At 64.5% G+C, this 21,491-nt stretch carries 18 protein-coding genes and 1 tRNA gene; 2 read left to right on the top strand and 17 right to left on the bottom strand.

Annotated features, from left to right (window positions below; genetic code table 11):
• Nucleotides 1-149 precede the first annotated feature (149 nt).
• The 12 genes from QHC78_RS18545 to QHC78_RS18490 all read right to left on the bottom strand — a co-directional run bounded on the left by QHC78_RS18545 (nucleotide 150) and on the right by QHC78_RS18490 (nucleotide 14,108).
• A complete protein-coding gene (locus QHC78_RS18545; protein WP_319747205.1) occupies nucleotides 150-1,445 on the bottom strand; it encodes an AAA family ATPase in 1,296 nt (431 codons plus the stop codon).
• Nucleotides 1,446-1,453: 8 nt separating this feature from the next.
• The gene (locus tag QHC78_RS18540) at nucleotides 1,454-1,768 is read right to left on the bottom strand and encodes a helix-turn-helix transcriptional regulator (protein WP_319747204.1); all 315 of its coding nucleotides are present in this window, start codon (nucleotides 1,766-1,768) and stop codon (nucleotides 1,454-1,456) included.
• A gap of 375 nt (nucleotides 1,769-2,143) precedes the next feature.
• Nucleotides 2,144-3,334 (bottom strand): tyrosine-type recombinase/integrase, encoded by a 1,191-nt coding sequence (locus QHC78_RS18535; protein WP_413816490.1) that lies wholly within the window; start codon nucleotides 3,332-3,334, stop codon nucleotides 2,144-2,146.
• A gap of 111 nt (nucleotides 3,335-3,445) precedes the next feature.
• Nucleotides 3,446-3,536 (bottom strand) — tRNA-Ser (locus QHC78_RS18530).
• An 89-nt stretch (nucleotides 3,537-3,625) separates the two neighbouring features.
• Nucleotides 3,626-3,802 carry a DUF1328 family protein gene (locus tag QHC78_RS18525; protein ID WP_319747201.1) on the bottom strand — a complete coding sequence of 59 codons (177 nt, stop codon included), beginning with the start codon at nucleotides 3,800-3,802 and terminating at the stop codon, nucleotides 3,626-3,628.
• 69 nt (nucleotides 3,803-3,871) lie between these two features.
• Nucleotides 3,872-5,194, bottom strand: a complete 1,323-nt coding sequence (gene serS, locus QHC78_RS18520; RefSeq protein ID WP_319747199.1) for a serine--tRNA ligase — start codon at nucleotides 5,192-5,194, stop codon at nucleotides 3,872-3,874.
• An 81-nt stretch (nucleotides 5,195-5,275) separates the two neighbouring features.
• Nucleotides 5,276-6,895 (bottom strand): MFS transporter, encoded by a 1,620-nt coding sequence (locus QHC78_RS18515; protein ID WP_319747198.1) that lies wholly within the window; start codon nucleotides 6,893-6,895, stop codon nucleotides 5,276-5,278.
• 27 nt (nucleotides 6,896-6,922) lie between these two features.
• Nucleotides 6,923-8,812 carry an amidohydrolase gene (locus QHC78_RS18510; RefSeq protein ID WP_319747196.1) on the bottom strand — a complete coding sequence of 630 codons (1,890 nt, stop codon included), beginning with the start codon at nucleotides 8,810-8,812 and terminating at the stop codon, nucleotides 6,923-6,925.
• A 78-nt stretch (nucleotides 8,813-8,890) separates the two neighbouring features.
• Complete coding sequence (locus QHC78_RS18505; protein ID WP_319747195.1) at nucleotides 8,891-9,571, bottom strand: hydrolase; 681 nt, start codon at nucleotides 9,569-9,571, stop codon at nucleotides 8,891-8,893.
• Nucleotides 9,572-9,704: 133 nt separating this feature from the next.
• Nucleotides 9,705-11,030, bottom strand: a complete 1,326-nt coding sequence (locus QHC78_RS18500) for a replication-associated recombination protein A (protein WP_319747193.1) — start codon at nucleotides 11,028-11,030, stop codon at nucleotides 9,705-9,707.
• An 18-nt stretch (nucleotides 11,031-11,048) separates the two neighbouring features.
• Entirely contained in the window at nucleotides 11,049-11,726 is a 678-nt protein-coding gene (lolA, locus tag QHC78_RS18495; protein WP_319747191.1) for an outer membrane lipoprotein chaperone LolA, read from the bottom strand.
• A 39-nt stretch (nucleotides 11,727-11,765) separates the two neighbouring features.
• On the bottom strand, nucleotides 11,766-14,108 hold the full coding sequence (locus QHC78_RS18490) for a DNA translocase FtsK (RefSeq protein WP_319747189.1): 2,343 nt from the start codon (nucleotides 14,106-14,108) through the stop codon (nucleotides 11,766-11,768).
• 207 nt (nucleotides 14,109-14,315) lie between these two features.
• Here QHC78_RS18490 and trxB point away from each other — a divergent pair, with 207 nt between their 5' ends.
• Nucleotides 14,316-15,272: a thioredoxin-disulfide reductase gene (gene trxB / locus QHC78_RS18485; protein ID WP_319747186.1), complete on the top strand. Its 957-nt coding sequence runs from the start codon at nucleotides 14,316-14,318 to the stop codon at nucleotides 15,270-15,272.
• 14 nt (nucleotides 15,273-15,286) lie between these two features.
• Nucleotides 15,287-15,946, top strand: a complete 660-nt coding sequence (locus QHC78_RS18480) for a Smr/MutS family protein (protein WP_319747184.1) — start codon at nucleotides 15,287-15,289, stop codon at nucleotides 15,944-15,946.
• A 15-nt stretch (nucleotides 15,947-15,961) separates the two neighbouring features.
• Here QHC78_RS18480 and cysW read toward each other — a convergent pair whose 3' ends face one another.
• From cysW to QHC78_RS18455, 5 genes are all read right to left on the bottom strand, one after another.
• Nucleotides 15,962-16,822, bottom strand: coding sequence for a sulfate ABC transporter permease subunit CysW (gene cysW, locus QHC78_RS18475; protein ID WP_319747182.1), 861 nt, complete (start codon nucleotides 16,820-16,822; stop codon nucleotides 15,962-15,964).
• A gap of 13 nt (nucleotides 16,823-16,835) precedes the next feature.
• On the bottom strand, nucleotides 16,836-17,672 hold the full coding sequence (gene cysT / locus QHC78_RS18470; protein ID WP_319747180.1) for a sulfate ABC transporter permease subunit CysT: 837 nt from the start codon (nucleotides 17,670-17,672) through the stop codon (nucleotides 16,836-16,838).
• 157 nt (nucleotides 17,673-17,829) lie between these two features.
• On the bottom strand, nucleotides 17,830-18,846 hold the full coding sequence (cysP, locus tag QHC78_RS18465; RefSeq protein ID WP_319747177.1) for a thiosulfate ABC transporter substrate-binding protein CysP: 1,017 nt from the start codon (nucleotides 18,844-18,846) through the stop codon (nucleotides 17,830-17,832).
• Between the two features lie 147 nt (nucleotides 18,847-18,993).
• The gene (locus tag QHC78_RS18460) at nucleotides 18,994-19,332 is read right to left on the bottom strand and encodes a P-II family nitrogen regulator (RefSeq protein WP_087783252.1); all 339 of its coding nucleotides are present in this window, start codon (nucleotides 19,330-19,332) and stop codon (nucleotides 18,994-18,996) included.
• Nucleotides 19,333-19,385: 53 nt separating this feature from the next.
• A complete protein-coding gene (locus QHC78_RS18455; protein ID WP_319747174.1) occupies nucleotides 19,386-21,470 on the bottom strand; it encodes an NAD(+) synthase in 2,085 nt (694 codons plus the stop codon).
• Nucleotides 21,471-21,491 lie beyond the last annotated feature (21 nt).

Below are 21,491 nucleotides of genomic sequence, written 5' to 3'. Positions count from 1 at the left end.
GCTTCTTTATCTATTTCATAAGAAGCATGACCAGCACCCCGACGAAATGACGCTGTCAAAGGGAGAATCCCCGACGTGGCTCGGTAGCCGGCGCCGGGGATGCACGGTCTTGAGGACGGGCTTTTATGTCGCCACAGAAAGGTTTGCAATCACGAATTGAACGGGCCGCCTTGCCTCCACCCCATGAAGGCATCGAACAACTGTGCCGTCTTGCTACCTTGGGTCGCCTCATGCGCCCCCTTTGGCTCCTCTGCTTGCCTAGGTTGCCCTGCTTGCCCAGGTTGCCCTGCGTGCCCGTAGTCCGGGTCGAGAAACGGGAATGGCTCCTTCTCCCGGTCCGTCTCGGGCAATGACCATTCGTTCCAGGACTCACCCGGCCGGTCACCACTCACTCGGGTCGACACCACCCCCAGCCGCTCTCTGGCGGTTCGTAGCATCTTCGGTGTGATACCGTCCTCTCCCGCCCGCTCATGGACTTCGCTCGCTGGTACTGGCCCATCAGCCAGAAACCGCACCAAGAACTCTTCGGCTCGGTTGCGTGGGCTGGCCGCCATCTCGCTCTTTTCGGCTGTGGCCCAATCCCGGATTTCCTCTGCAGAACCCGGCAGCATTTGACGGTGCCAGATGAGGCGGGACGTCTCGATTTCACGTCCATCCACGGCTTGTACCCATGCTGGGTGAATCTCATACAGCCATCCACCGCCCGCCTTGCTGAGGTTACTCTTGGCACACGTCAAGACGCCAACCGATGGGTCATCCAGGCCTTGCCCGCGGATATTGACCCGCATGGCGATCAGCACGTGGCGCGCCAGGTTGCTGAAGGCCTGGCTACCAGCCAGGCTCTTGACCAAGTCCCCCTTTTTCGCGTCTTTGACCAAGTGCGCGATACCGATGACGGTAATACGGTACTTGTGCGCGATCTCGACCAGTTTCAGCAGGTCTTGGCGGACTTTCTTGGCGCTGGCGCCGCCACCAGAAATAACCTCCATCACCGTGTCGATCACCAGGAGCCTCACGTCGCCAATCTCTTCGATACGACGAATCAAGCCTGGCAAATCCCGCTTGAAGTCAAAGCTGCGGCGGCTACTGAACTCGATAACGTCGCCGACAAAGAAAATATGCCTGAAGTTGGCCCCTGCCGCATCCAGGCGCGGCATGAGGGTTCGCTGCCAATCGTCTTCGCAAGACCAGATCAAGGCGGCGCCGTGCCGGGCCGGGGTGCCATCGGGAAATTTGCCGCACCGCGTGCCGCTATTGCTTAGCGTCGCCACCAAATCCATGGCAATCAGTGTCTTGCCCGAGCCCCCGTTGCCTCCCAGGATGACGAGCTCACCTTCGGGCCAGCAGCCTTTCATCAGCCAGTCCGAGGCCCGGGAAGGTACATCGTCCGCACGAATGAGTTCGACGCCGTCCTCCGGCGTGGCGTAATGGATCACCTGCGACATTGTTCCCCCTACTGCTGGCGAGTGCGCGGGCGACTGACGATCCATGCATCCACTTCGGATGCGATCCAGCGATTGCTGACCTTGCCGGTAGACGATACGTTCACCGGGAGGGGAAAGCTCCTATCGTAGGCGGGGTCGCCGGGATTCATGCGCGCATACATAGAGCTGCGCGACAAGCCGGTACGCGCTTGAACTTCGGCGCTGCGGATCAGCGTAACGTGTTGAGCCGAAGCTTGGACGTTGGCTTGATCCGGAGAGGCGCAATGATGTGCGGCCTGTTGGTGTTCCTGGGTAGCAGAGGCCCCTGCAAATGCGTAAGCCATGTCTTCTCCTTCCGCGTGTGCGGATAAGTCGTTGAGCAATAGATGTCTTAGGGTGAGTTCGCGCGGGCAGAAATGCGGCGCGATTGAGCGAAGCGAAGCGCCGATGCCGAGACCGGATCGGTTTGCGCTTTAAGCAGAATTTTTTGGTTTACCCGGTGCGGGCTTATATGCGGAGCATCGCTCTTGAAATGCTCACAACGCAGGGGCTGCGTCTTTTGGAGAGTAGGTGCTAGGAGACGACTGATTTGCCTCTGGCCCACCGTACTGGTTTGCCGGCCGCAGGGGTGAGGGACACGCGCTGCGACGGGCGCTATTGAATCACTCCCGCGCAAAAAACGCAATGGCTTGTGCCCATGCCATTGTCCGGCAAGCTGGTCATGCCGCCTCTTCCCGTAGCGAGGTAATGGACGCTCCCGCCATGCACCGATCCAGATAGTCCGACCACCACTGCATCATCTTGGCCCGGGGCTTCAGGTACAAGGCATGGTTGTACGCGGCGCTCGTGTCGTCGCGTTCCTGGTGCGCCAATTGCAGTTCGATATGCTCGTGCGGCCAGCCGTGTTCGTGCAGCACGGTCGAGGCAATGCCGCGGAATCCATGCCCGGTCATCCTGCCTTTGTAGCCCATGCGCTCCAGCGCCTTGAGGATGGTGTTGTTCGACATGGGCTTGTCGTGGTTCCGGTCGCCAGGAAAGAGCAGGGCGCGGTGCCCAGTCAGGGTGTGCAGGTTGCGCAGCAACTGGACCGCCTGGCGCGACAGCAGGACGATGTGCGGCGCCTTCATCTTCATGCGCTCCGCGGGGATGTCCCAGCGGGCATTGTCGAGGTCGAATTCGTCCCAGCGAGCCCCGATGAGTTCGCTGGTGCGGACAAAAGTCATTGCCATCAGCTTCATCGCCAAGCGGGTGACGCTGCTGCCCTGGTAGACCTCGATGTGCCGCAGCAGCTCGGGCAGTTCCTTGGCGTCCAGGCGGGCGTAGTTCTGCTTCTTGCGGGTCGTCAGGATGTCGCTAGGCCGGATTTCCGTGGCGGGGTTACGCGTGGCGTGGCCGTGGGCGATCGCATAGCGGAATATCTGTCCGCAGGTTTGCAGCGAGCGCTTGGCAATGTCGAGCGCGCCTCGCTCCTCGATGGCCTTGGTCATCTTCACCAGTTCGGGGGCCTGGACTTCATCGATGGGCCGATTCCCCAGGAGCGGAAACACGTCGCTTTCCAGCCGACGGATGACGTATTCTGCGTGGCGGGCGCTTCGGGCCGGCGACCAATGGTCCCACCAGCTCCGCGCCACCTGCTGGAAGGTTATCTTGGCTTGGACGACCTGCTGCTTGCGCTCGGCGACAGGGTCTACTCCCGCCGCCAACAGCTTGCGCGCCGCCTGATGCGCCTCGCGGGCTTCGGCCAAGGTCACTTCGGGGTACACCCCCAGCGCCATGACCTTCTCTTTGCCCTCGAATCGGTACTTCCAGCGCCAATACTTGCCCGCCTGGTTCACGAGCAGGTACAGGCCGCCTCCATCAGAAAGCTTGCGCGGTTTGTCAGAGGGCTTTGCCTTGCGGATTTGAAGAATCGAGCTGGATCGCAATCGACCGACTTGGACGCCCCTGAAAAGAAAAAACCCCGCAAGTCGTTGAACTTTACGGGGTTTCTGCATTTCCCTGGACTTGTCCGGGCAAAAATCTGGCGGAGAGGGTGGGATTCGAACCCACGGTACGGGGTTACCGTACGCCTGATTTCGAGTCAGGTACATTCGACCACTCTGCCACCTCTCCGTGCACCGTGCAGTGCATGCCTAGTCCGTGGCCGAACTAAACAACAGCCGGAAAGTATAGCAGAAAAGTCTAGCACCCGTCGCCTCCCGCTAATCGGAAATCTTCTTGTACACGGTCAAGCCGAGCACCAGGAAGATGACGAACAGGACCACGAACAGGAAGAACAGGAACTTGGCGATGGACGCGGCGCCGGCGGCGATGCCCGTGAACCCGAACAGCGCGGCAATGATGGAAATGACGAAAAAGATCAAAGCCCATTTCAGCATGGCGGACTCCTTCGGGTGCAAGTGATCCCCAAGCTATCGCACGTCGAGGCGTCCGGCATGCCGGGAATGTTACGGAATGAGTCGCTCCAGGCCGCCCATATAGGGACGCAAGGCCTGCGGCACGATGATGCTGCCGTCGGCCTGCTGGTAGTTTTCCAGTACCGCGACCAGCGCGCGGCCCACGGCCAGGCCGGAGCCGTTGAGGGTATGCAGCAGTTCGGGCTTGCCCTGGGCGTTGCGGAAGCGGGCCTGGAGGCGCCGCGCCTGGAAGGCTTCACAGTTCGACACCGAAGAAATCTCGCGATACGCGCCCTGGGCCGGCAGCCAGACTTCCAGGTCGTAGGTCTTGGCGGCGCCAAAGCCCATGTCCCCGGTGCAGAGCAGGACAACGCGGTACGGCAATTCCAGTTTGCGCAGCACGGCTTCGGCGTGGCCGACCATTTCTTCCAGCGCGTCGTACGAACGCTCGGGATGGACGACCTGCACCATTTCCACCTTGTCGAACTGGTGCTGCCGGATCATGCCGCGGGTGTCGCGGCCGGCGCTGCCGGCTTCGGACCGGAAGCACGGGGTGTGCGCGGTCAGTTTGATGGGCAGCGACTCGGCGGGAACGATCTCGCCGCGGACGGTGTTGGTCAGGGTGATCTCCGAGGTGGAGATCAGGTAGAGCTCTTCGCGCGGCACGGCATTGCCGTTTTCGTCGACCGATTCGCCGCCCTTGGTGACCCAGAACATGTCGTCCTTGAACTTGGGCAGCTGGCCGGTGCCGACCAGGGTGGCGGTGTTGACGATGTAAGGCGTGTAGCACTCGGTATAGCCGTGCTCGCCGGTCTGGACATCCAGCATGAACTGGGCCAGGGCGCGATGCAGGCGGGCGATGGGGCCGCGCATCAGCGTGAAGCGGGAGCCCGACAGCTTGACCGCGGTTTCGAAATCCAGGCCCAGCGGCTCGCCCAGCGCGACGTGGTCCTTGGCCTCGAAAGGCAGCGGCGCAGGCTCGCTGCCGGTGGGGCTCCAGCGGCGGACTTCGACGTTGTCGTCGCTGGAGGCGCCGACGGGCACGCTGGCGTGGGGCAGGTTGGGCACGGCCAGCAGCATGTCCTGCATGTCGCGCTGGATGCCGGCCAGGTCGTCTTCCAGCGCCTTGAGGCGAGCGGGGATGGCCTGGGACTCGGCCAGTACGGCGGAGGCATCTTCGCCCTTGGCCTTGAGCATGCCGATCTGCTTGGCGAGGGCATTGCGGCGGGCCTGCAAGCTTTCGGTTTCCGTCTGCACCGACTTGCGCCGCGACTCGAGCGAGTTGAAACCGGCGAGGTCTAGGGTGTAGCCCCGGTCTTTGAGCCGGTCGGCCACGGCCTGGATGTCTTTGCGCAGCAGGGCGATATCGAGCATGGGAAAGAGTCGCGTCAAAAAAGGAAAAGGTTGCCCCGGCGGACCGCGCATCGGCGGGTTCGACCGGGGCATGGGGGGATTTTAGCGTCCCGGCGCAGGCTCCCCCGCCCTGCCCGGCTCGAGCGCCAGGAAATGCCGCACTGCGGGCGGCTGTTCCCCGCGATGGAACCGCTGTACTTCCTCCTGGACGTCGGCGTCGGCCTTGGATACGCGGCGATGCTGGCGCAGGTGTTCGGCCCAGGATTCCACCATGAACCACTCCACGACCACGTCGGGATCCGCGACGTCCTCCGTCACCCCCCAGCCATAGGCACCGTCGCGGCGGCGTTCGGCGGACAAGCGTGTGATGGCCGCCAGGAAGGCGGTACGGTCGGCGGGCGCGACGCGGTATTCGATCAGGATCAGGACCGGGCCGCGGTCGTGCTCGACCGGGTTCGCCGTCAAGGGTTCGGGCCAATGATTGGACGGGACGAGGTCGGCATCGCCCTTGGGGAGCTTGATCCGGTGCGCGGCCAGGGCGGCGATCAACAGCCCGACGGCACCCGCCACCAGTGTCAGGGCGACGCCTATCAGTTCGGCCACCGCGCCCCAGGCCAGGCTTCCAGCGGTCATGGCGCCATTGAAGACGGTAAGGTAGACGGCGAGCGAACGCCCGCGCACCCAGTTCGGCAAGATGGATTGCGCCGCGCCGTTGAGTGTCGTGAGCGCGGTGATCCATGCGGCGCCGAGCAGCAGCAGTGCCGCCACGCCCAGCCATTGGATCCGGACGATGGACAGGAAGAGCATGACGGCGGCAGTCGCCGCGGCGGCCAGGAACAACAGGCCATCCGCACTGATGCGGTCGCGCAGCCTGGGCAGGGCCACGGCCCCGATTATCGCGCCCAGGCCCACCGCGCCCAGCAGGATGCCGTAGAACCCTGCCCCGCCGCCGAGCAAGGTGCGCGCCACCAGGGGGAGCAAGGCCCAGACGGAGCTGGACAAGGCGAAGAACACGAAGGCCCGCAGCAGGACGATATGCAACTCGCGGCTGGCGCGGGCATAGCGCAGGCCGGCGCGGAAAGCGCCCAGGAAGCGTTCGGCCAGTGCGTCGTCGGCCGCGACGGGGCGTTTCCACCATAACAGCGCGGCGATCACGAAGACGTAGCTGGCCACGTCGGCGCCGTAGGTCACGGCCGCGCCCAGGCCGGCCAGGATCAGGCCGCCCAACGCGGGGCCGATTGCGCGGGCGATATTGATGCCCAGCGAGTTGAGCGCAACGGCGCTCTTGACGTCCTTTCTGTCGACCAGTTCCGGCACGATGGCCTGCCAGGTCGGCCCCATCAGCGCAGCGCCCACGCCGCCCAGGAACGTCAGGGCCACCAGCGACGTGACCGACTGGAGCCCGGCTGCCGACAGCAGCATGAGGCAGACGCTCACCGCTGCCAACAGCAATTGGATGCCTATCAGGAACTTGCGCCGGTCCAGGATATCGGCCAGCACGCCGGCGGGAATAGCCAGCAGGAAAATCGGCAGGGTGGCGGCCGCCTGCACCATCGCCACCGCGGTCGGCGAGGAGGACAGGTCGGTCATGATCCAGGCGCTGGCTACATCGCGGATGAAGCTGCCGGTGTTGCCGATCACCGTCGCCCCCCAGAGGACGGCAAACAGCCTTTGCCGCAGTGGGGCGAAGCCGCTTGCGGCCGCCGACGGTTCATTCGCCATGGTTTGCGTCCCGTGCCGGACCCATCGTTAGACCGCCCAGCAGGAGCAGCCCAGGGCGCCGAAGAACCCCTGCGCGTCCGACACAGGCAGCGTCGCGGCCCACGCCCTGGCGTGATCGTGCCCATGCAGGCCGCAGGAATGGGCGCACCCGCACGCCCCTACCCGGCGGTAGCGCAGCGAGTCGCGGCCCGCGCCGTCCGGTTCGCCCCAGGCGGCATAGCCGCCGAACCGGCGTACCGGCGACCAGTCCGGCATGGGGGGTGGCAAGGGGTTGTCGTCCAGGTCGGCAAAGTCGCCCGCGCCGTACACGATCCGGCCGCCCACCATGGTGAGCTCGGAAGTCATGAAAGAAATCTCGTCTTCGGGGCAGGCGAAGAAGTCTTTATCGGGCACGATCAGGTCGGCGAACTGGCCGGGGCGGATGCAGCCCCGCTTGCCCTCTTCATTAGAAAACCATGCGACCTTCTCGGTCCACATGCGCAAGGCCGTCTCCCGGTCCAGGCAGTTGCGGCGCGGGTAGATCTGCAGGCCGCCGACGGTCTTGCCGGTGATCATCCACGCCAGCGAGACCCACGGGTTATAGGAAGCGACGCGCGTGGCATCGGTGCCGGCCGACACCTTCACGCCCTTCTCCAGCATGCGGGCAATGGGCGGCGTGGCCTCGGCCGCCCGCGCCCCGTACCGCTCGACGAAATATTCCCCCTGGTAGGCCATCCGGTGCTGGACCGCGATGCCGCCGCCGAGCGCCGCGATGCGATCGATGGAGCGGTCGGAAATCGTCTCGGCATGGTCGAAGAACCAGTTCAGCCCCTGCAGGGGGATATCCCGGTTGACCTTCTCGAACACGTCCAGCGCGCGCGAGATGGTTTCGTCGTAGGTGGCATGGAGCCGCCACGGCCAGCGGTTCTGGGCCAGGATGCGCACGACCTCTTCGAGCTCGCCCTCCATTTCCGGCGGCATGTCGGGCCGCGGCTGGCGGAAGTCTTCGAAGTCGGCCGCGGAAAATACCAGCATTTCGCCGGCGCCGTTATGGCGGAAATAGTCGTCTCCCTGCTTGTAGGCGACGCTGGCGGTCCAGTTCAGGAAATCCTCTTTTTCTTGCCTGGGCTTCTGGGTGAACAGGTTGTAGGCCAGGCGCACCGTCATCCGGCCTTCGTCGGCCAGTTGCTGGATCACGGCGTAATCCTCGGGGTAGTTCTGGAATCCGCCGCCGGCATCGATGACGCCGGTCACGCCCAGGCGATTGAGCTCGCGCATGAAATGGCGCGTCGAGTTGACCTGGTAGTCGAACGGCAGCTTGGGCCCCTTGGCCAGCGTGGCATACAGGATCTGCGCGTTGGGCTTGGCCAGCAGCAGTCCCGTGGGCTGGCCGTTCGCATCGCGGGAGATCTCGCCGCCCGGGGGCTCGGGCGTGTCCTTGGTGTAGCCCACGGCGCGCAGCGCCGCGGCATTGAGCAGCGCCCGATCGTACAGGTGCAGCAGGAATACCGGCGTGTCGGGTGCGATCGCGTTGATTTCCTCGATGGTCGGCAGGCGTTGCTCGGTGAACTGGTGTTCCGTAAAACCGCCCACCACCCGCACCCATTGGGGCGGCGGGGTGACCGCGACCTGGCGCCGCAGCATGTCCATGGCATCGGCCAGCGAGCGCACGCCGTCCCAGCGCAGCTCCATGTTGAAGTTGAGGCCGCCCCGCACGACATGAGTGTGATTGTCGACCAGCCCCGGCAGTACGCTCCGGTTGTCCAGGTCGATGACGGTCGTCGCGGGACCGGCCAGGGCCAGGATTTCCGCATCGTCGCCCACGGCGACGAACTTCCCGTCCTTGATCGCTACCGCGCTGGCCACGGGCTTGCCGGGGTCCAGGGTCGTGATGCGGCCGTGGTGCAGCACCAGGTCGGCAATGCTTCGAGCGCTCATGTTCTACGGGCCTCCCCGGCCGGAACCAGCGTTGCAATAGGACAGCGGGCACTGCCCGCGGCTGGGCGCCGGGCGCCGCTACTTGGCAGGGTTGGGGCCGATCCGCTCGCCATGCTGGACGCGCTCCGCCCCTTTGTGCACGTGCGTAACGGCGTAGTCGATGCCCATGCCGTAGGCGCCGGAATGCTCCTTGACGATGCCGGTGACCGCATCGTAGGTTTCCTTGCGCGCCCAGTCGCGCTGCCATTCCAGCATCACCTGCTGCCAGGTCATCGGTACGGCGCCCGCCTGGACCATGCGGTCCATGGCGTACTTGTGGGCATCCACCGAAGTGCCGCCAGAGGCGTCGGCCACCATGTAGATTTCATAGCCGCCTTCCTTCATGGCGCACAGCGCGAAGGTCGTATTGCAGACTTCGGTCCACAGGCCCGAGACGATGACTTTCTTGCGCCCGTTGGCCGCCAGCGCGTCGCGCACGTTCTGGTCGTCCCAGGAATTCATGGACGTGCGCTCGAGGATCTTGTTCTCGGGAAAGACCGCCAGCAGTTCGGGATAGGTATTGCCGGAAAAACCGTCCGTCTCCACGGTGGTGATGGTGGTCGGTATGCCGAAGACCTTGGCCGCCTTGGCCAACGCCACTACGTTGTTCTTGAGGGCCTGGCGGTCGATGGACTGCACGCCAAAGGCCATCTGCGGCTGCTGGTCGATGAAGATCAGCTGGCAATTCTGGGGGGTCAGCACCTCGAGATACCCGCTCATGGATCCGCTCCTCGTGTGTAGGCACTACAAGACCATTTTCCCAATGACGGCATTGCCATTGCATGTCGGGTACCGCGGCACCGCCGCATCGTAGGCGCATTCTGCGCCCAGGATGCGGTCCGGAACAAGCCTCTTAATCGTCCGAGGCCTGCCGGTCGAGTTCGCGCAGGAAGGCCAGCTTCTGGGCGATCTTGGCTTCGAGGCCGCGATCCGTGGGCTGGTAGAAGCTGGCGCGCAGCCCGTCCGGGAAATAGTCCACGCCGGCGGCATAGGCATGGGGTTCGTCGTGCGCGTAGCGGTATTGCTTGCCGTGCCCCAGCTGCTTGAGCAGCTTGGTCGGCGCATTGCGGAGGTGCATGGGCACCGGCGCGCTGCCGTTGTCGGCGGCAAAGCGCCGGGCGGCGTTGTAGGCGCTGTAGACAGCATTGGACTTGGCGGCACAGGCCAGATACACCACGGCCTGGGCCAATGCCAGTTCCCCCTCGGGCGAGCCGAGCCGCTCGTAGACATCGGCGCCCGCCATGGCGATATCGAGGGCGCGCGGATCGGCCAGCCCGATGTCCTCGACCGCCATGCGTATGATGCGGCGGGCCAGGTAGCGCGGGTCGGCGCCGCCGTCGAGCATGCGGCAGAACCAGTAGAGCGAGGCGTCGGGATCGGATCCGCGCACGGCCTTGTGCAAGGCGCTGATCTGGTCGTAGAAGGCGTCGCCGCCCTTGTCGAAGCGGCGCAGGTTCTGCGACAGCGCGGTCTCCAGCCATTGGGCGTCGACCTGGGTACGCCCCGCGCCGCGGGCCGAATCGGCAACCACTTCGACGGCGTTGATCACCCGCCGGGCGTCGCCGTCGGCCCAGGCAGCCAGTTGCGCCTGGGACGCTTCGTCGAATTCGATGTCGCCCAGCGTGGCCACGGCCTTGGCAATAAGCGTCCTGAGTTCCTCGACGCTCAGCGGCTGCAGCACGTACACCCGCGCCCGCGACAACAGTGCCGAGTTGACCTCGAACGAAGGATTCTCGGTGGTGGCGCCGATGAAAGTGAACAACCCGCTTTCGACGTACGGCAGGAAGGCATCCTGCTGGGCCTTGTTGAAGCGGTGGACCTCGTCGACGAACAGGATGGTGCGGCGGCCCTTGGCCTGCGCCGCCTGCGCGGCAACCACGGCGTCGCGGATGTCCTTCACACCGCCCAGCACGGCGGACATCGCGATGAATTGGGCATCGAAGGCACTGGCCATGAGGCGCGCCAGCGTGGTCTTGCCCACGCCCGGCGGCCCCCAGAAGATCATCGAATGCGGCCGGCCCGACTGGAACGCCACGCGCAGCGGCTTGCCAGGGCCCAGCAGATGGCTCTGGCCGACCACTTCATCCAGCGAGCGCGGCCGCAGCCGCTCGGCCAGCGGCGCGGCCGCGTCGGGCGCCTTGGGGGTAGGCGGATCGTCGTCGGGGAACAGGTCGGACATGGAGGCCTCCCGGCGTCCTTAGCGCGCGCCTGCCGGTTGCTGGCCGTCCATCCGCACCACGTCCACCCCGGCCGGGGCAGTAAAGCGGAAGCTGTCCTGCGGCAACTGGGGGTTGCGGACAATGCCGGTGAAGGTGATGGAGGTGGTCTGGCCGAAGGCGTCCAGCAGCTCCAGCCTGGCCGGCAAGCCGTCCTTGAACGCGATGTCCACGCGCGAAAAGCCGGCATCGGGACTCTTGGGGGTGGCGCGCAGCCATTGCAAGCCGTCCCGCTCGGGCTGTTCGGCCACGTTGAACGATTGCTCAAGCGACCCTGAACCGAACAGGATCTGCGCGGGGGAGGAGCCGATGGCTTCGCCGACGGTGCGAACGGTCACCTGGCTCAGGTCCGGGTCGTACTGAAACAACTCCTTGCCATCCGAGACAATCAATTGTTCATACGGTTTGGACACTTGCCAGCGGAAGCGGCCCGGCCGCTGGAAGGCGAACTCGCCGGACTGCACCGGTGCGGCTTGGCTGCCGTTGCCGCGTGTTACCTGGGAAAAGCTGCCGCGCGCCGACTGGGTGTTGCCGGCAAAGGCATGAAGCTGATCGATGGCGCTTGCCCGCACCACCCCCGGCACGGCCAGTGCCAGGGCCAGCCCGGCGGTAGCCGCGGTACGCGCCAGGATGGCGGCTGTCTTGGAAACGAAATTCATAGCGGGAATCTCCGTAGCGCAGCGCGGCGGCCGGACCGGTTACTCGCCCTGGCTGGCGGGCACCAGGATCTCGCGGTTGCCGTTGGACTGCATGGCGGAAACCATACCCGAACGTTCCATTTGCTCCAGTAAGCGGGCGGCACGGTTGTAACCGATGCGCAAATGGCGCTGCACCAGCGATATGGAGGCCCGGCGGTGCTTGAGCACCACTTCCACCGCCTGGTCGTACATGGGGTCGGATTCGGAATCGCCCATGCCCGTCACGCTGCCCAGTCCATCGCCGGTCTCGCCGTCGATGGCGCCTTCGAGGATGCCTTCCTCGTAGTTGGGCTCGCCCTGGGCCTTCAACTGCTCGACCACCCGGTGCACTTCGTCGTCGCTGACGAAGGCCCCGTGAACGCGGGTCGGCAATCCCGACCCGGGCGGCATGTAGAGCATGTCGCCCTGCCCCAACAACGCTTCGGCGCCCATCTGGTCGAGAATGGTGCGCGAATCGATCTTGGACGAAACCTGGAACGAGATACGGGTCGGAATGTTGGCCTTGATCAGGCCGGTGATCACGTCCACGCTGGGCCGCTGGGTCGCCAGGATCAGGTGGATGCCGGCGGCGCGGGCCTTCTGGGCCAGGCGGGCGATCAGTTCTTCGATCTTCTTGCCCACCACCATCATCAGGTCGGCCAGCTCGTCGATGATGACCACCACCATGGGCAGGGGCTGCAGCGGCTCGGGCGATTCCGGCGTGAGCGAGAACGGGTTGGGAATGGGTTCCTCGCGCTTGATGGCGTCGTGGATCTTGGCGTTGTAGCCCGCCAGGTTGCGCACCCCGAGCTTGCTCATCAGGCGATAGCGCTTGTCCATTTCGGCCACGCACCAGTTGAGCGCGTTGGCAGCCTGACGCATATCGGTCACGACCGGCGCCAACAGGTGCGGAATGCCTTCGTAGACGCTCATCTCGAGCATCTTGGGATCGATCAGGATCAGGCGTACCTGGCTGGGGTCGGCCTTATACAGCAGCGACAGGATCATGGCGTTGATCCCGACCGACTTGCCCGAACCGGTGGTGCCCGCCACCAGCAAGTGGGGCATCTTGGCGAGGTCGGCCACCACGGGCTTGCCGGCAATATCCTTGCCCAGCGCCATGGTCAGCACCGACGCGCTGCCATGGTAGGTCTGCGAACCCAGGATTTCGGACAGCTTGACCGTCTGGCGCCGCATGTTGGGCAACTCCAGGCCCATGAGGTTCTTGCCCGGGATGGTTTCCACCACCCGGATGCTGACCAGGCTCAGCGCCCGCGCCAGGTCCTTGGCCAGATTGACGATCTGGCTGCCCTTGACGCCGACCGCCGGCTCGATCTCGTAACGGGTGACGACGGGCCCGGGCTGGGCGGTGACGACCGACACCTGCACACCGAAGTCAGCCAGCTTCTTTTCGATCAGGCGCGAGGTGAATTCCAGGGTCTCGGTGGAAACCGTTTCCTGGTTGGCCGGGGGCGGATCGAGCAGGCTCAGGGGCGGCAGCTGGCCGTCGCTCATCTCGGCGAACAGGATCTGCTGCTTTTCCTTTTCGACGCGCTCGGACTTGGGTACCACGGTCACCGCGGGCTCGATCCGGACCGGCTGTTCGTGTACCAGCTTTTCCTGCTTGGCAACAACCACCTCGGCCCGTGCCTGCACGGCAACCTCGCCCACCCGCCGGTCCTCGCGGGCCTGCCAGGCATTCTTGAGCCGGCGCACGCTCCATTCGAGCCAGGAACCGACCTTCTCGGCCACCACCAACCAGGAAAAACCGAAAAACAGGCTGGCGCCGATGGCAAACAGCACCAGCAGCAACAGCGTGCCACCCGTATAGCCGAAAGCCGAGGAAGCGTATTTGGCGATGGTTTCGCCTATCATGCCGCCGCTGCCGTGCGGCAGGGACTCGCCCAGCGACCGCAGGCGCAAGGCTTCCAGGCCCACCGAACCGATAAGCAGGGCGCAGAATCCGAGGCCCTGCTCCCAGCGCACGCGCTGGGGCACGTCGGAATCCGCACCACCCCGCAGGAACTGGTTCGCCAGGCGCAGGTAGCTGGCGTAGACCCGCTGCAACAACAGGACCACCAGCCACCAGGCCGATGCACCGATCAGGAACAGGATCAAATCGGCCAGCCAGGCGCCGAACCGGCCCCCGCTGTTGTGGACCCGGTCGATCTGCACGGCGTGCGACCAGCCCGGATCGGCGGAATTGTAGGTAGCCAGGACCAGCGTCAGATAGACCGCCAGGGCGGCGAACAGGATCCAGCGGGCCTCGCGGAACAGGCGCGAGAGGCGGCCGGGCAAGGCACCGGCGGAGCTGCCAGCGGTTTGCGAGTTGCGGGTATTCCCCGCGGTAGCGGTACGTGCCATGCCGTGATTATAAGTGGCAGGCGGGCCGCAAGCGGGCTGCCCGCCTATGGTAACGATAGAAAAACCCAAGCACAGTGCAACAAGGCGAAACCTATAATGGGGTCCTGCCACGCGCCCATGCGCAGGCCAGGTTGAAATCGACGCAACCGGAATCACCTATCATCATAGGTACGAGTCGGCGCAGGGCGCCATGGAAACATTGAGATTATGAGTCAAGACAAACACGCGAAAGTCCTCATCCTCGGGTCGGGGCCGGCCGGATACACCGCCGCCATCTATGCTGCCCGCGCCAACCTGTCGCCCATGCTGGTCACCGGCGTCGAGCAAGGCGGCCAGCTCATGACGACCACCGAGGTGGACAACTGGCCCGCCGACGTCAATGGCGTACAGGGCCCGGAGCTGATGCAGCGCTTCCAGCAGCACGCCGAGCGGTTCAACACCAACATCGTGTTCGACCATATCCACACCGCCCACCTGGGCCAGCGGCCGTTCAAGCTGGAAGGCGACTCGGGCACCTATACCTGCGACGCGCTGATCATCGCCACCGGCGCCTCGGCCAAGTACCTCGGCCTGCCTTCCGAAGAAGCCTATAAAGGCCGGGGCGTATCCGGCTGCGCTACCTGCGATGGCTTCTTCTACAAGAACCAGGACGTGGCCGTGGTCGGCGGCGGCAACACCGCAGTGGAAGAGGCGCTTTACCTCGCCAACATCTGCCGTACCGTCACGCTGATCCACCGCCGCGACAAATTCCGCGCCGAGCCCATCATGGTGGACAAGCTGAACGAGAAAGTGGCCGAAGGCCGCATCGTCCTGAAGCTGTTCAACGAGCTCCAGGAAGTCCTGGGCGACGACTCCGGCGTCACCGGCGCGCGGCTGCGCAACAACCAGACCGGCGAGACCGAGGACATCGCCGTCAGCGGCGTCTTCATCGCCATCGGCCACCAGCCCAATACGGGCATCTTCAAGGGCCAGGTGGAAATGAAGGACGACTACATCGTGACCCGCAGCGGCCTGAACGGCCTGGCCACGATGACGTCCGTACCTGGCGTATTCGCCGCCGGCGATGTCCAGGACCACGTCTACCGCCAGGCCATCACCAGCGCCGGTACCGGCTGCATGGCGGCGCTCGACGCCCAGCGCTGGCTGGACGGCGAAGCGGTGTAGCGCCGCGTGCCGGGATGAACGGCAGATCCGGTCGCACCGGCCTGGCCGGCCTCAAGGCACTGCATCGCGAGCTGCAGGAACGCCGGCAGGCCGAGGAGGCGGCCGAACGGGAAGCGCGCCGCCGGGCCGCGGAGGCTCGCCGCGCGGCCGCGGAATTCCGCGTCCTGATCGGCGAAGTCGTACCGCTCAAACCGGACGGCCGCGTCGACCCCGCCCCGGTTCCCCCTCCCCCCTTGCCTTACAAGCGATGGGAAGACGATTCCGAGGTACTGCGCGAGTCCATTTCCGACGAGTACGGCGCCGATTGGCTGATAGAAACCGACGATACGCTTTCCTACCGCCGCAGCGGCCTCGGCCCCGACGTGGTGCGCAAGCTCCGGCGCGGTCAATGGACGGTCCAGTCCCAGCTCGACCTGCATGGCTACCGGGTAGACGAAGCCCGCGAGGCGCTGGGCGAATTCCTGCGTGCCTGCGTGCGGCAGGAAATGCGCTGCGTGCGCATCATCCACGGCAAGGGCCTGGGCTCGAAGAACCGCACCCCCATCCTGAAGGAAAAGGTGCGGCGCTGGCTGGTACAGAAAGAAGAGGTGCTGGCCTTTGTCGAAGCCCGCGACAACGATGGCGGCTCGGGCGTCGTACTGGTCCTGCTCAAGGGTGTCGCCCGGCCGGCCTGAGAGCAGTCGCCGGCCTCAGGGGTTGGCGATGGTTTCCGGCGAAAAATGCGCAGGCGTGTCGTCCCGCTGCTTTTGCCGCCATTCCATGATGGTCTTCAACACCAGCGTCAACATCGCCATGCACGCCAATAGCGCCGCGGCGGTAAATGCGGCGGCCGTCTTGTAATCGTTGTTGAGCTGCTCGACCAGCAGAGGTAGCGTGAGCGTCTGGTTCATGATGGAACCCGAGACGACCGATACCGCGCCGAATTCGCCCACCGCGCGGGCGTTGGTAATGACCACGCCGTAGAGCAGCGCCCATTTGATATTGGGCAGGGTCACCCGGCGGAATATCTGCCAGCCGGACGCGCCCAGCGACAGCGCGGCGATTTCCTCGTCCGGGCCTTGCGCCTGCATCAGCGGGATCAGGATACGGGCCACGTAGGGCGAGGTCACGAATACCGTCACCATGATGATGCCCGGCCAGGCGAACATCAACTGGATGTCGTGCCCGTAGAGCCATTGTCCGAAGGCGCTCTCCAGTCCGTACACCACGAGATAGCACAGGCCCGCCACTACCGGGGAGGTGGCGTAGGGAATGTCGACCAGGGTGACGAGCAGCCGCCGGCCGATGAAATCGTAGTGCGTCACGCACCAGGCCAGCAGGATACCGAACACGAGGTTGACTGGGACCGTGACCAGCGTCGTCAGCACGGTCAGGCCGATCGCGTGCTTCATGAAGTCTTCGTTGAGATTCTGCGCCAGCAGGTTCCAGCCGCCCGAGAGCGCCTGGGAAAAGATCAGGACCAGGGGCACGACCAGCATCAGCACGGCAAGCACCATGCCGAGGGCGATCAGCAGCTTTTGATGGAGAAGTGTGGGCCGTTTGGCTGTCATGGCAATGGCAAGGTCAAGTGCGGCGCAGCAGGCGTCCCTGGACGACCTGGAGCAGGAACAGCAGAAGCAGCGAAGCGACGAGCACCACGGAAGCGATGGCGGCGGCGGCGGGATAGTCGAACTCCTGCAGGCGCACGAAAATCATCAGCGACGTGACCTCGGTCTGGAACGGGATGTTGCCCGCGATCATGATCACGGCGCCGAACTCGCCCAGACTGCGGATGAAGGCCTGGGACGCCCCGGAGATCGTGGCCGGCACCAGGCTGGGCAGCAGCACGCGCCAGAACGTCTGCCAACGGGTGGCGCCCAGCGTGGCCGCGGCCTCCTCGAACTCCGGCTCCAGGTCTTCCAGCACCGGCTGCAGAGAACGCACGATGAACGGCAGGCTGGTGAAGATCATTGCGATCACCAGGCCCGGATAGGCGTACGAGATCTTGATGCCCAGGGGCTCGAACCAGCGGCCGAGCCAGCCCGTCGGGACGAACAGCGCGGAAAGCGTGATGCCCGCGACCGCCGTGGGCAGGGCGAAAGGCAAGTCCACCAGCGCGTCGATCAAGCGCCGGCCCGGAAATTCGTAGCGCGAGACGATCCACGCCAGCACGAAGCCGATCGCGGTCACGATGACGGTGGAATAGAAAGCGCCGGAAACCGTGACCTTGTAGCTCTGCACCACGCGGGGGTCGGAAATGGCGTGCCAGTACTGGCTCCAGGTCATGTCGCTGACGTAGAGCAGCAGCGCCGACAGCGGGATCAGGATGACCAGGCTCAGGAACAGCACCGAAAAGCCGAAGGTTGGCGTAAACCCCGGCAGGACGGGCGGACGGCGGAAGAAACGGAAGGACGGATTCACGGATGGACGACGGACCCGGCGCGAGACCGGCCCAGCAATAGGCGATTCTGGAGACGACCTTTCAAAGAGGCGCGATCACCCCACTTCCATGGGGTGATCGCGCCATCGAAAAGCGATTGTAAGGCACCGGCCCCCTTGGGGGCCGGACCGCCCTTGCTCAGCGCCGGGCGAGCAATTGATCGAGCACGCCGTTGGAACCGAAGTGCGTCTTGGTGATGTCGTCCCACGATCCCAGCACCTTGGTCGGGTCGATCAGGCGGACCTTGGGATAACGGTCGGCCACGACCTTGGCGACGTCGGGATGGTGGACCCGGTAGTTGAACGTGGTCAGCAGCAGCTGGATTTCCCGCGTGTACTGGTAGTTCAGGTATTCCGTGGCCAGCTGGCGCGTGCCTTTCTCGTCGACCACCCGGTCCACCACGGCAACCGGGAACTCGGCCAGCACCGAGACGGGCGGCGTAACCACTTCATAGCCGCCGGACTTGAACTCTTCGCCCTTGGCGATGTTGATGACTTCCGATTCGAAGGTCAGCAGCACGTCGCCCTGCCCGTTCTGGGCAAAGGCCACCGTGGCGCCGCGGCCGCCGGTCGGGAAGTTCACCACGTTGTGCAACATCTTGCCGACGAACTGTCGGACCTGCTCCTGGTCGCCCTTGAACTTCTCGTTGGCATACAGCCACGCGCCCAGGTAGGTATAGCGCGCATTGCCCGAGGTCTTGGGATTGGGGAACACCAGCTTCACGTCATCGCGGACCAGGTCGTCCCAGGTCTTGATGTTCTTGGGGTTGCCCTTGCGCACCATGAAGGCGATGGTGCTGTAGTACGGCGAGCTGTTGTTGGGAAAGGCCTTCTGCCAATCCTTGCGCAGCAGTCCGCGCTTGGCCAGGATCTCGACGTCCGGCACCTGGTTGAAAGTGACCACGTCCACTTTCTTGCCCTGGATGATGTCCTGCGCCTGGCGCGACGTACCCGCAAACGACTGGTCGATCTTGATGTCGTTGCCGGTCTTGGATTTCCAATAGGCCTGGAACTTGGGATTGACGGCGGCAAATACCTCCCGCGCGACGTCATACGAGGCATTGAGCAGCGGTTTGTCCTGTGCCTGCGCCGTCCCGGTGGCCGCGGTAAGCACCGCAACCGAGGCGGCCGCGAGCACGATGATCTTCTTCAGCATGAAACGGCGTCCTTGTCGGTCAGTAGATTCGTAAACCGTAAACGTAACAAATCTACATATTCCATCAAAACATATATTTATCATTTCTTTATTCTTATTAGAAATATATGGCGGACGCCAGCGGCGGCCATGCCGCCGCTTTCGGCATCAAACCGCGGCTTCGCCCGTCTCGCCCGTGCGGATGCGGATCACCTGCTCGACCGGGGTCACGAAAATCTTGCCATCGCCGATCTTCCCGGTACGCGCCACCCGGATGATGGCTTCCACGGCCTGGTCGACCAGCGCGTCGGCGATCACGAGTTCGATCCGGATCTTGGGAAGAAAATCCACCACGTACTCGGCGCCCCGGTACAGCTCGGTATGCCCCTTTTGCCGGCCGAACCCTTTGACTTCCGTCACGGTCAGCCCATTGACACCGACCTGGGCCAGCGCTTCGCGGACCTCGTCGAGTTTGAACGGCTTGATAATGGCGGTGACTTGCTTCATGGCTGGACCTTTAGGATGCTGTGCGTAATGTTGAGAATGCGGCTGGGCGGATTTTAGCCTTGCCCGCGCTCTTGTTCCGCGCCGGACTCCACGTCGGGAATATGGGCCAGATCGGCCGTCCACACCACCTCTTCCGAATCACTGGGTGCGCGCCAATCGCCGCGCGGCGACAGCGACCCGCCCGAGCCCACCTTGGGCGCGTTGGGTACGCACGAACGCTTGAACTGGCTGATCTTGAAAAACCGGTACACGAAAATGCCCAGGTTATGCTTGATGGCCGCCAAGTCGTACTGGTTGCGCGGCACATGGGCTTCCTCGGGCCAGTCGCCTTTGTCGCGGTCTTCCCAGGCAGTCAGCGCCAGGAACGCCACCTTCGCCGGAGAAAACCCGTAGCGCAGAATGTAGTAGAGGTTGAAGTCCTGCAGTTCGTAGGGGCCGATGAACTGTTCGGTCCGCTGCGACGGCGCGCCGTCGGACTGCCCCGGCACCAGCTCCGGACTGATCTCGGTACCCAGGATGTTGAGCAATACCTGGCTGCCGTCCGGGCCCACGGTGCCCGTTTCGGCCACCCAGCGCACCAGGTGCGCGATCAAGGTCTTGGGCACGCTGGCGTTCACGCTGTAGTGCGACATGTGGTCGCCCACGCCGTAGGTACACCAGCCCAGCGCCAGCTCACTGAGGTCGCCGGTGCCGATGACGATCGCATTGTGAAAGTTGGCCAGCCGGAAAAGATGGCTGGTACGTTCGCCGGCCTGCACGTTCTCGAATGTCACGTCAAAGACATCCTTGCCCTCGGCATAGGGATGGCCGATGTCCTTGAGCATCTGTTCGCAACTGGGCCGGATGTCGATTTCCAGGGCCGTGCAGCCCACCACCCGCATCAGCTCCCGCGCTTGCTGCAGCGTGCGCCCACTGGTCGCGAAACCCGGCATGGTCACGCCGATGATGTTGGTGCGCGGCAAATTCAGCCGATCCATGGCCTTGGCGCACACCAGCAGCGCATGGGTCGAATCCAGCCCCCCCGAGACGCCGATCACGACCTTGTCGGTGCCGATGGCCGAAAGCCGCTGCAGCAGCGCCTGGACCTGGATGTTGTAGACCTCGTTGCAACGCTCGTCGCGGCGGCGGCGGTCGGCCGGCACGTACGGAAAGCGCTCGACCCGGCGTTGCAGCGGCAGTGGCTGGTCGGCGCCCAGGCCCAGCTCGAACGCGATGGTCTGAAAACGCTCGGTTTCGGCCTTGTGGCGCAGCACCGATTGCCCGAAGGTGGTCTGCCGCATGCGTTCGTGGGCAAGGCGTTCGAGGTCCACGTCGGCCAGGATGAGATGCGAGTCGTCCAGGAAGCGCCCGGACTCCGCCAGCAATTCCCCGTTCTCGTAGATGATGGCCTGGCCGTCCCAGGCCAGGTCGGTCGACGACTCGCCCCGCCCCGCCGAGGTATACAGGTAGGCCGCCAGGCAGCGGGCGGACTGCTGGCCGACCAGTTGATGGCGGTAGCCGGACTTGCCGACGACGATGTTCGAGGCCGACAGGTTCACCAGCACGGTTGCCCCGGCCAACGCTGCGAAGGACGACGGCGGTATCGGCACCCAGACGTCTTCGCAGATTTCCACGTGGAAACGCAGCCCGGGCACGTCGGTCACCTCGAACAGCATCGAGGGCCCGAACGGTGCGCGCTGACCCGCCACGTCGACGTGGGTGGCGACCGTGCAATCGCCCGGCGTGAACTGGCGCGCTTCATAGAACTCGCCATAGTTGGGCAGGTAGGTTTTGGGCACGACGCCCAGGATGCGCCCACTCGCCACCACCACCGCGCAATTGAACAAGGCATGGTTCACGCGCAGCGGCAGGCCGACCACGAGCACGGCCGGCATCGAACTCGAGGCCTCGACAATGGTGGACAGCGCCTGCTCGCAAGCCTCCAGCAGCGCCCCTTGGTGAAACAGGTCGTCGCAGGTATAGGCGGAAATGCCGAGTTCGGGAAACGCCACCAATGCGGCGCCCTGCTCGACCGCCTGCCGCGCCAGGTCCACCGTCTGGGCTGCGTTGAAGGCCGGATCGGCCACCTTGCAACGGGGGACGCCGACGGCCACCCGTGCGAACTGGTGCGAATACAGGTTGAAGAAGTTGCCTTTCATTTTGTGATGTTCCTTCTTGGG

Source organism: Pigmentiphaga sp., from assembly GCF_033795525.1.
GTDB lineage: Bacteria > Pseudomonadota > Gammaproteobacteria > Burkholderiales > Burkholderiaceae_B > Pigmentiphaga.
Note: the sequence above shows the minus strand (reverse complement) of the source record. Positions and strands in the feature narration are given on the sequence as shown.

Excerpts from the sequence above, each read along its gene's own strand:
- QHC78_RS18525 (WP_319747201.1), bottom strand. The coding sequence starts at position 3,802 with ATGCTGAAATGGGCTTTGATCTTTTTCGTCATTTCCATCATTGCCGCG.
- cysW (WP_319747182.1), bottom strand. The coding sequence starts at position 16,822 with ATGACAGCCAAACGGCCCACACTTCTCCATCAAAAGCTGCTGATCGCC.
- QHC78_RS18460 (WP_087783252.1), bottom strand. The coding sequence starts at position 19,332 with ATGAAGCAAGTCACCGCCATTATCAAGCCGTTCAAACTCGACGAGGTC.
- QHC78_RS18515 (WP_319747198.1), bottom strand. The coding sequence starts at position 6,895 with ATGGCGAATGAACCGTCGGCGGCCGCAAGCGGCTTCGCCCCACTGCGG.
- serS (WP_319747199.1), bottom strand. The coding sequence starts at position 5,194 with ATGCTCGATATCGCCCTGCTGCGCAAAGACATCCAGGCCGTGGCCGAC.
- QHC78_RS18490 (WP_319747189.1), bottom strand. The coding sequence starts at position 14,108 with ATGGCACGTACCGCTACCGCGGGGAATACCCGCAACTCGCAAACCGCT.
- QHC78_RS18545 (WP_319747205.1), bottom strand. The coding sequence starts at position 1,445 with ATGTCGCAGGTGATCCATTACGCCACGCCGGAGGACGGCGTCGAACTC.
- QHC78_RS18505 (WP_319747195.1), bottom strand. The coding sequence starts at position 9,571 with ATGAGCGGGTATCTCGAGGTGCTGACCCCCCAGAATTGCCAGCTGATC.
- QHC78_RS18455 (WP_319747174.1), bottom strand. The coding sequence starts at position 21,470 with ATGAAAGGCAACTTCTTCAACCTGTATTCGCACCAGTTCGCACGGGTG.
- QHC78_RS18540 (WP_319747204.1), bottom strand. The coding sequence starts at position 1,768 with ATGGCTTACGCATTTGCAGGGGCCTCTGCTACCCAGGAACACCAACAG.
- QHC78_RS18480 (WP_319747184.1), top strand. The coding sequence starts at position 15,287 with ATGAACGGCAGATCCGGTCGCACCGGCCTGGCCGGCCTCAAGGCACTG.
- trxB (WP_319747186.1), top strand. The coding sequence starts at position 14,316 with ATGAGTCAAGACAAACACGCGAAAGTCCTCATCCTCGGGTCGGGGCCG.
- QHC78_RS18510 (WP_319747196.1), bottom strand. The coding sequence starts at position 8,812 with ATGAGCGCTCGAAGCATTGCCGACCTGGTGCTGCACCACGGCCGCATC.
- cysP (WP_319747177.1), bottom strand. The coding sequence starts at position 18,846 with ATGCTGAAGAAGATCATCGTGCTCGCGGCCGCCTCGGTTGCGGTGCTT.
- lolA (WP_319747191.1), bottom strand. The coding sequence starts at position 11,726 with ATGAATTTCGTTTCCAAGACAGCCGCCATCCTGGCGCGTACCGCGGCT.
- QHC78_RS18500 (WP_319747193.1), bottom strand. The coding sequence starts at position 11,030 with ATGTCCGACCTGTTCCCCGACGACGATCCGCCTACCCCCAAGGCGCCC.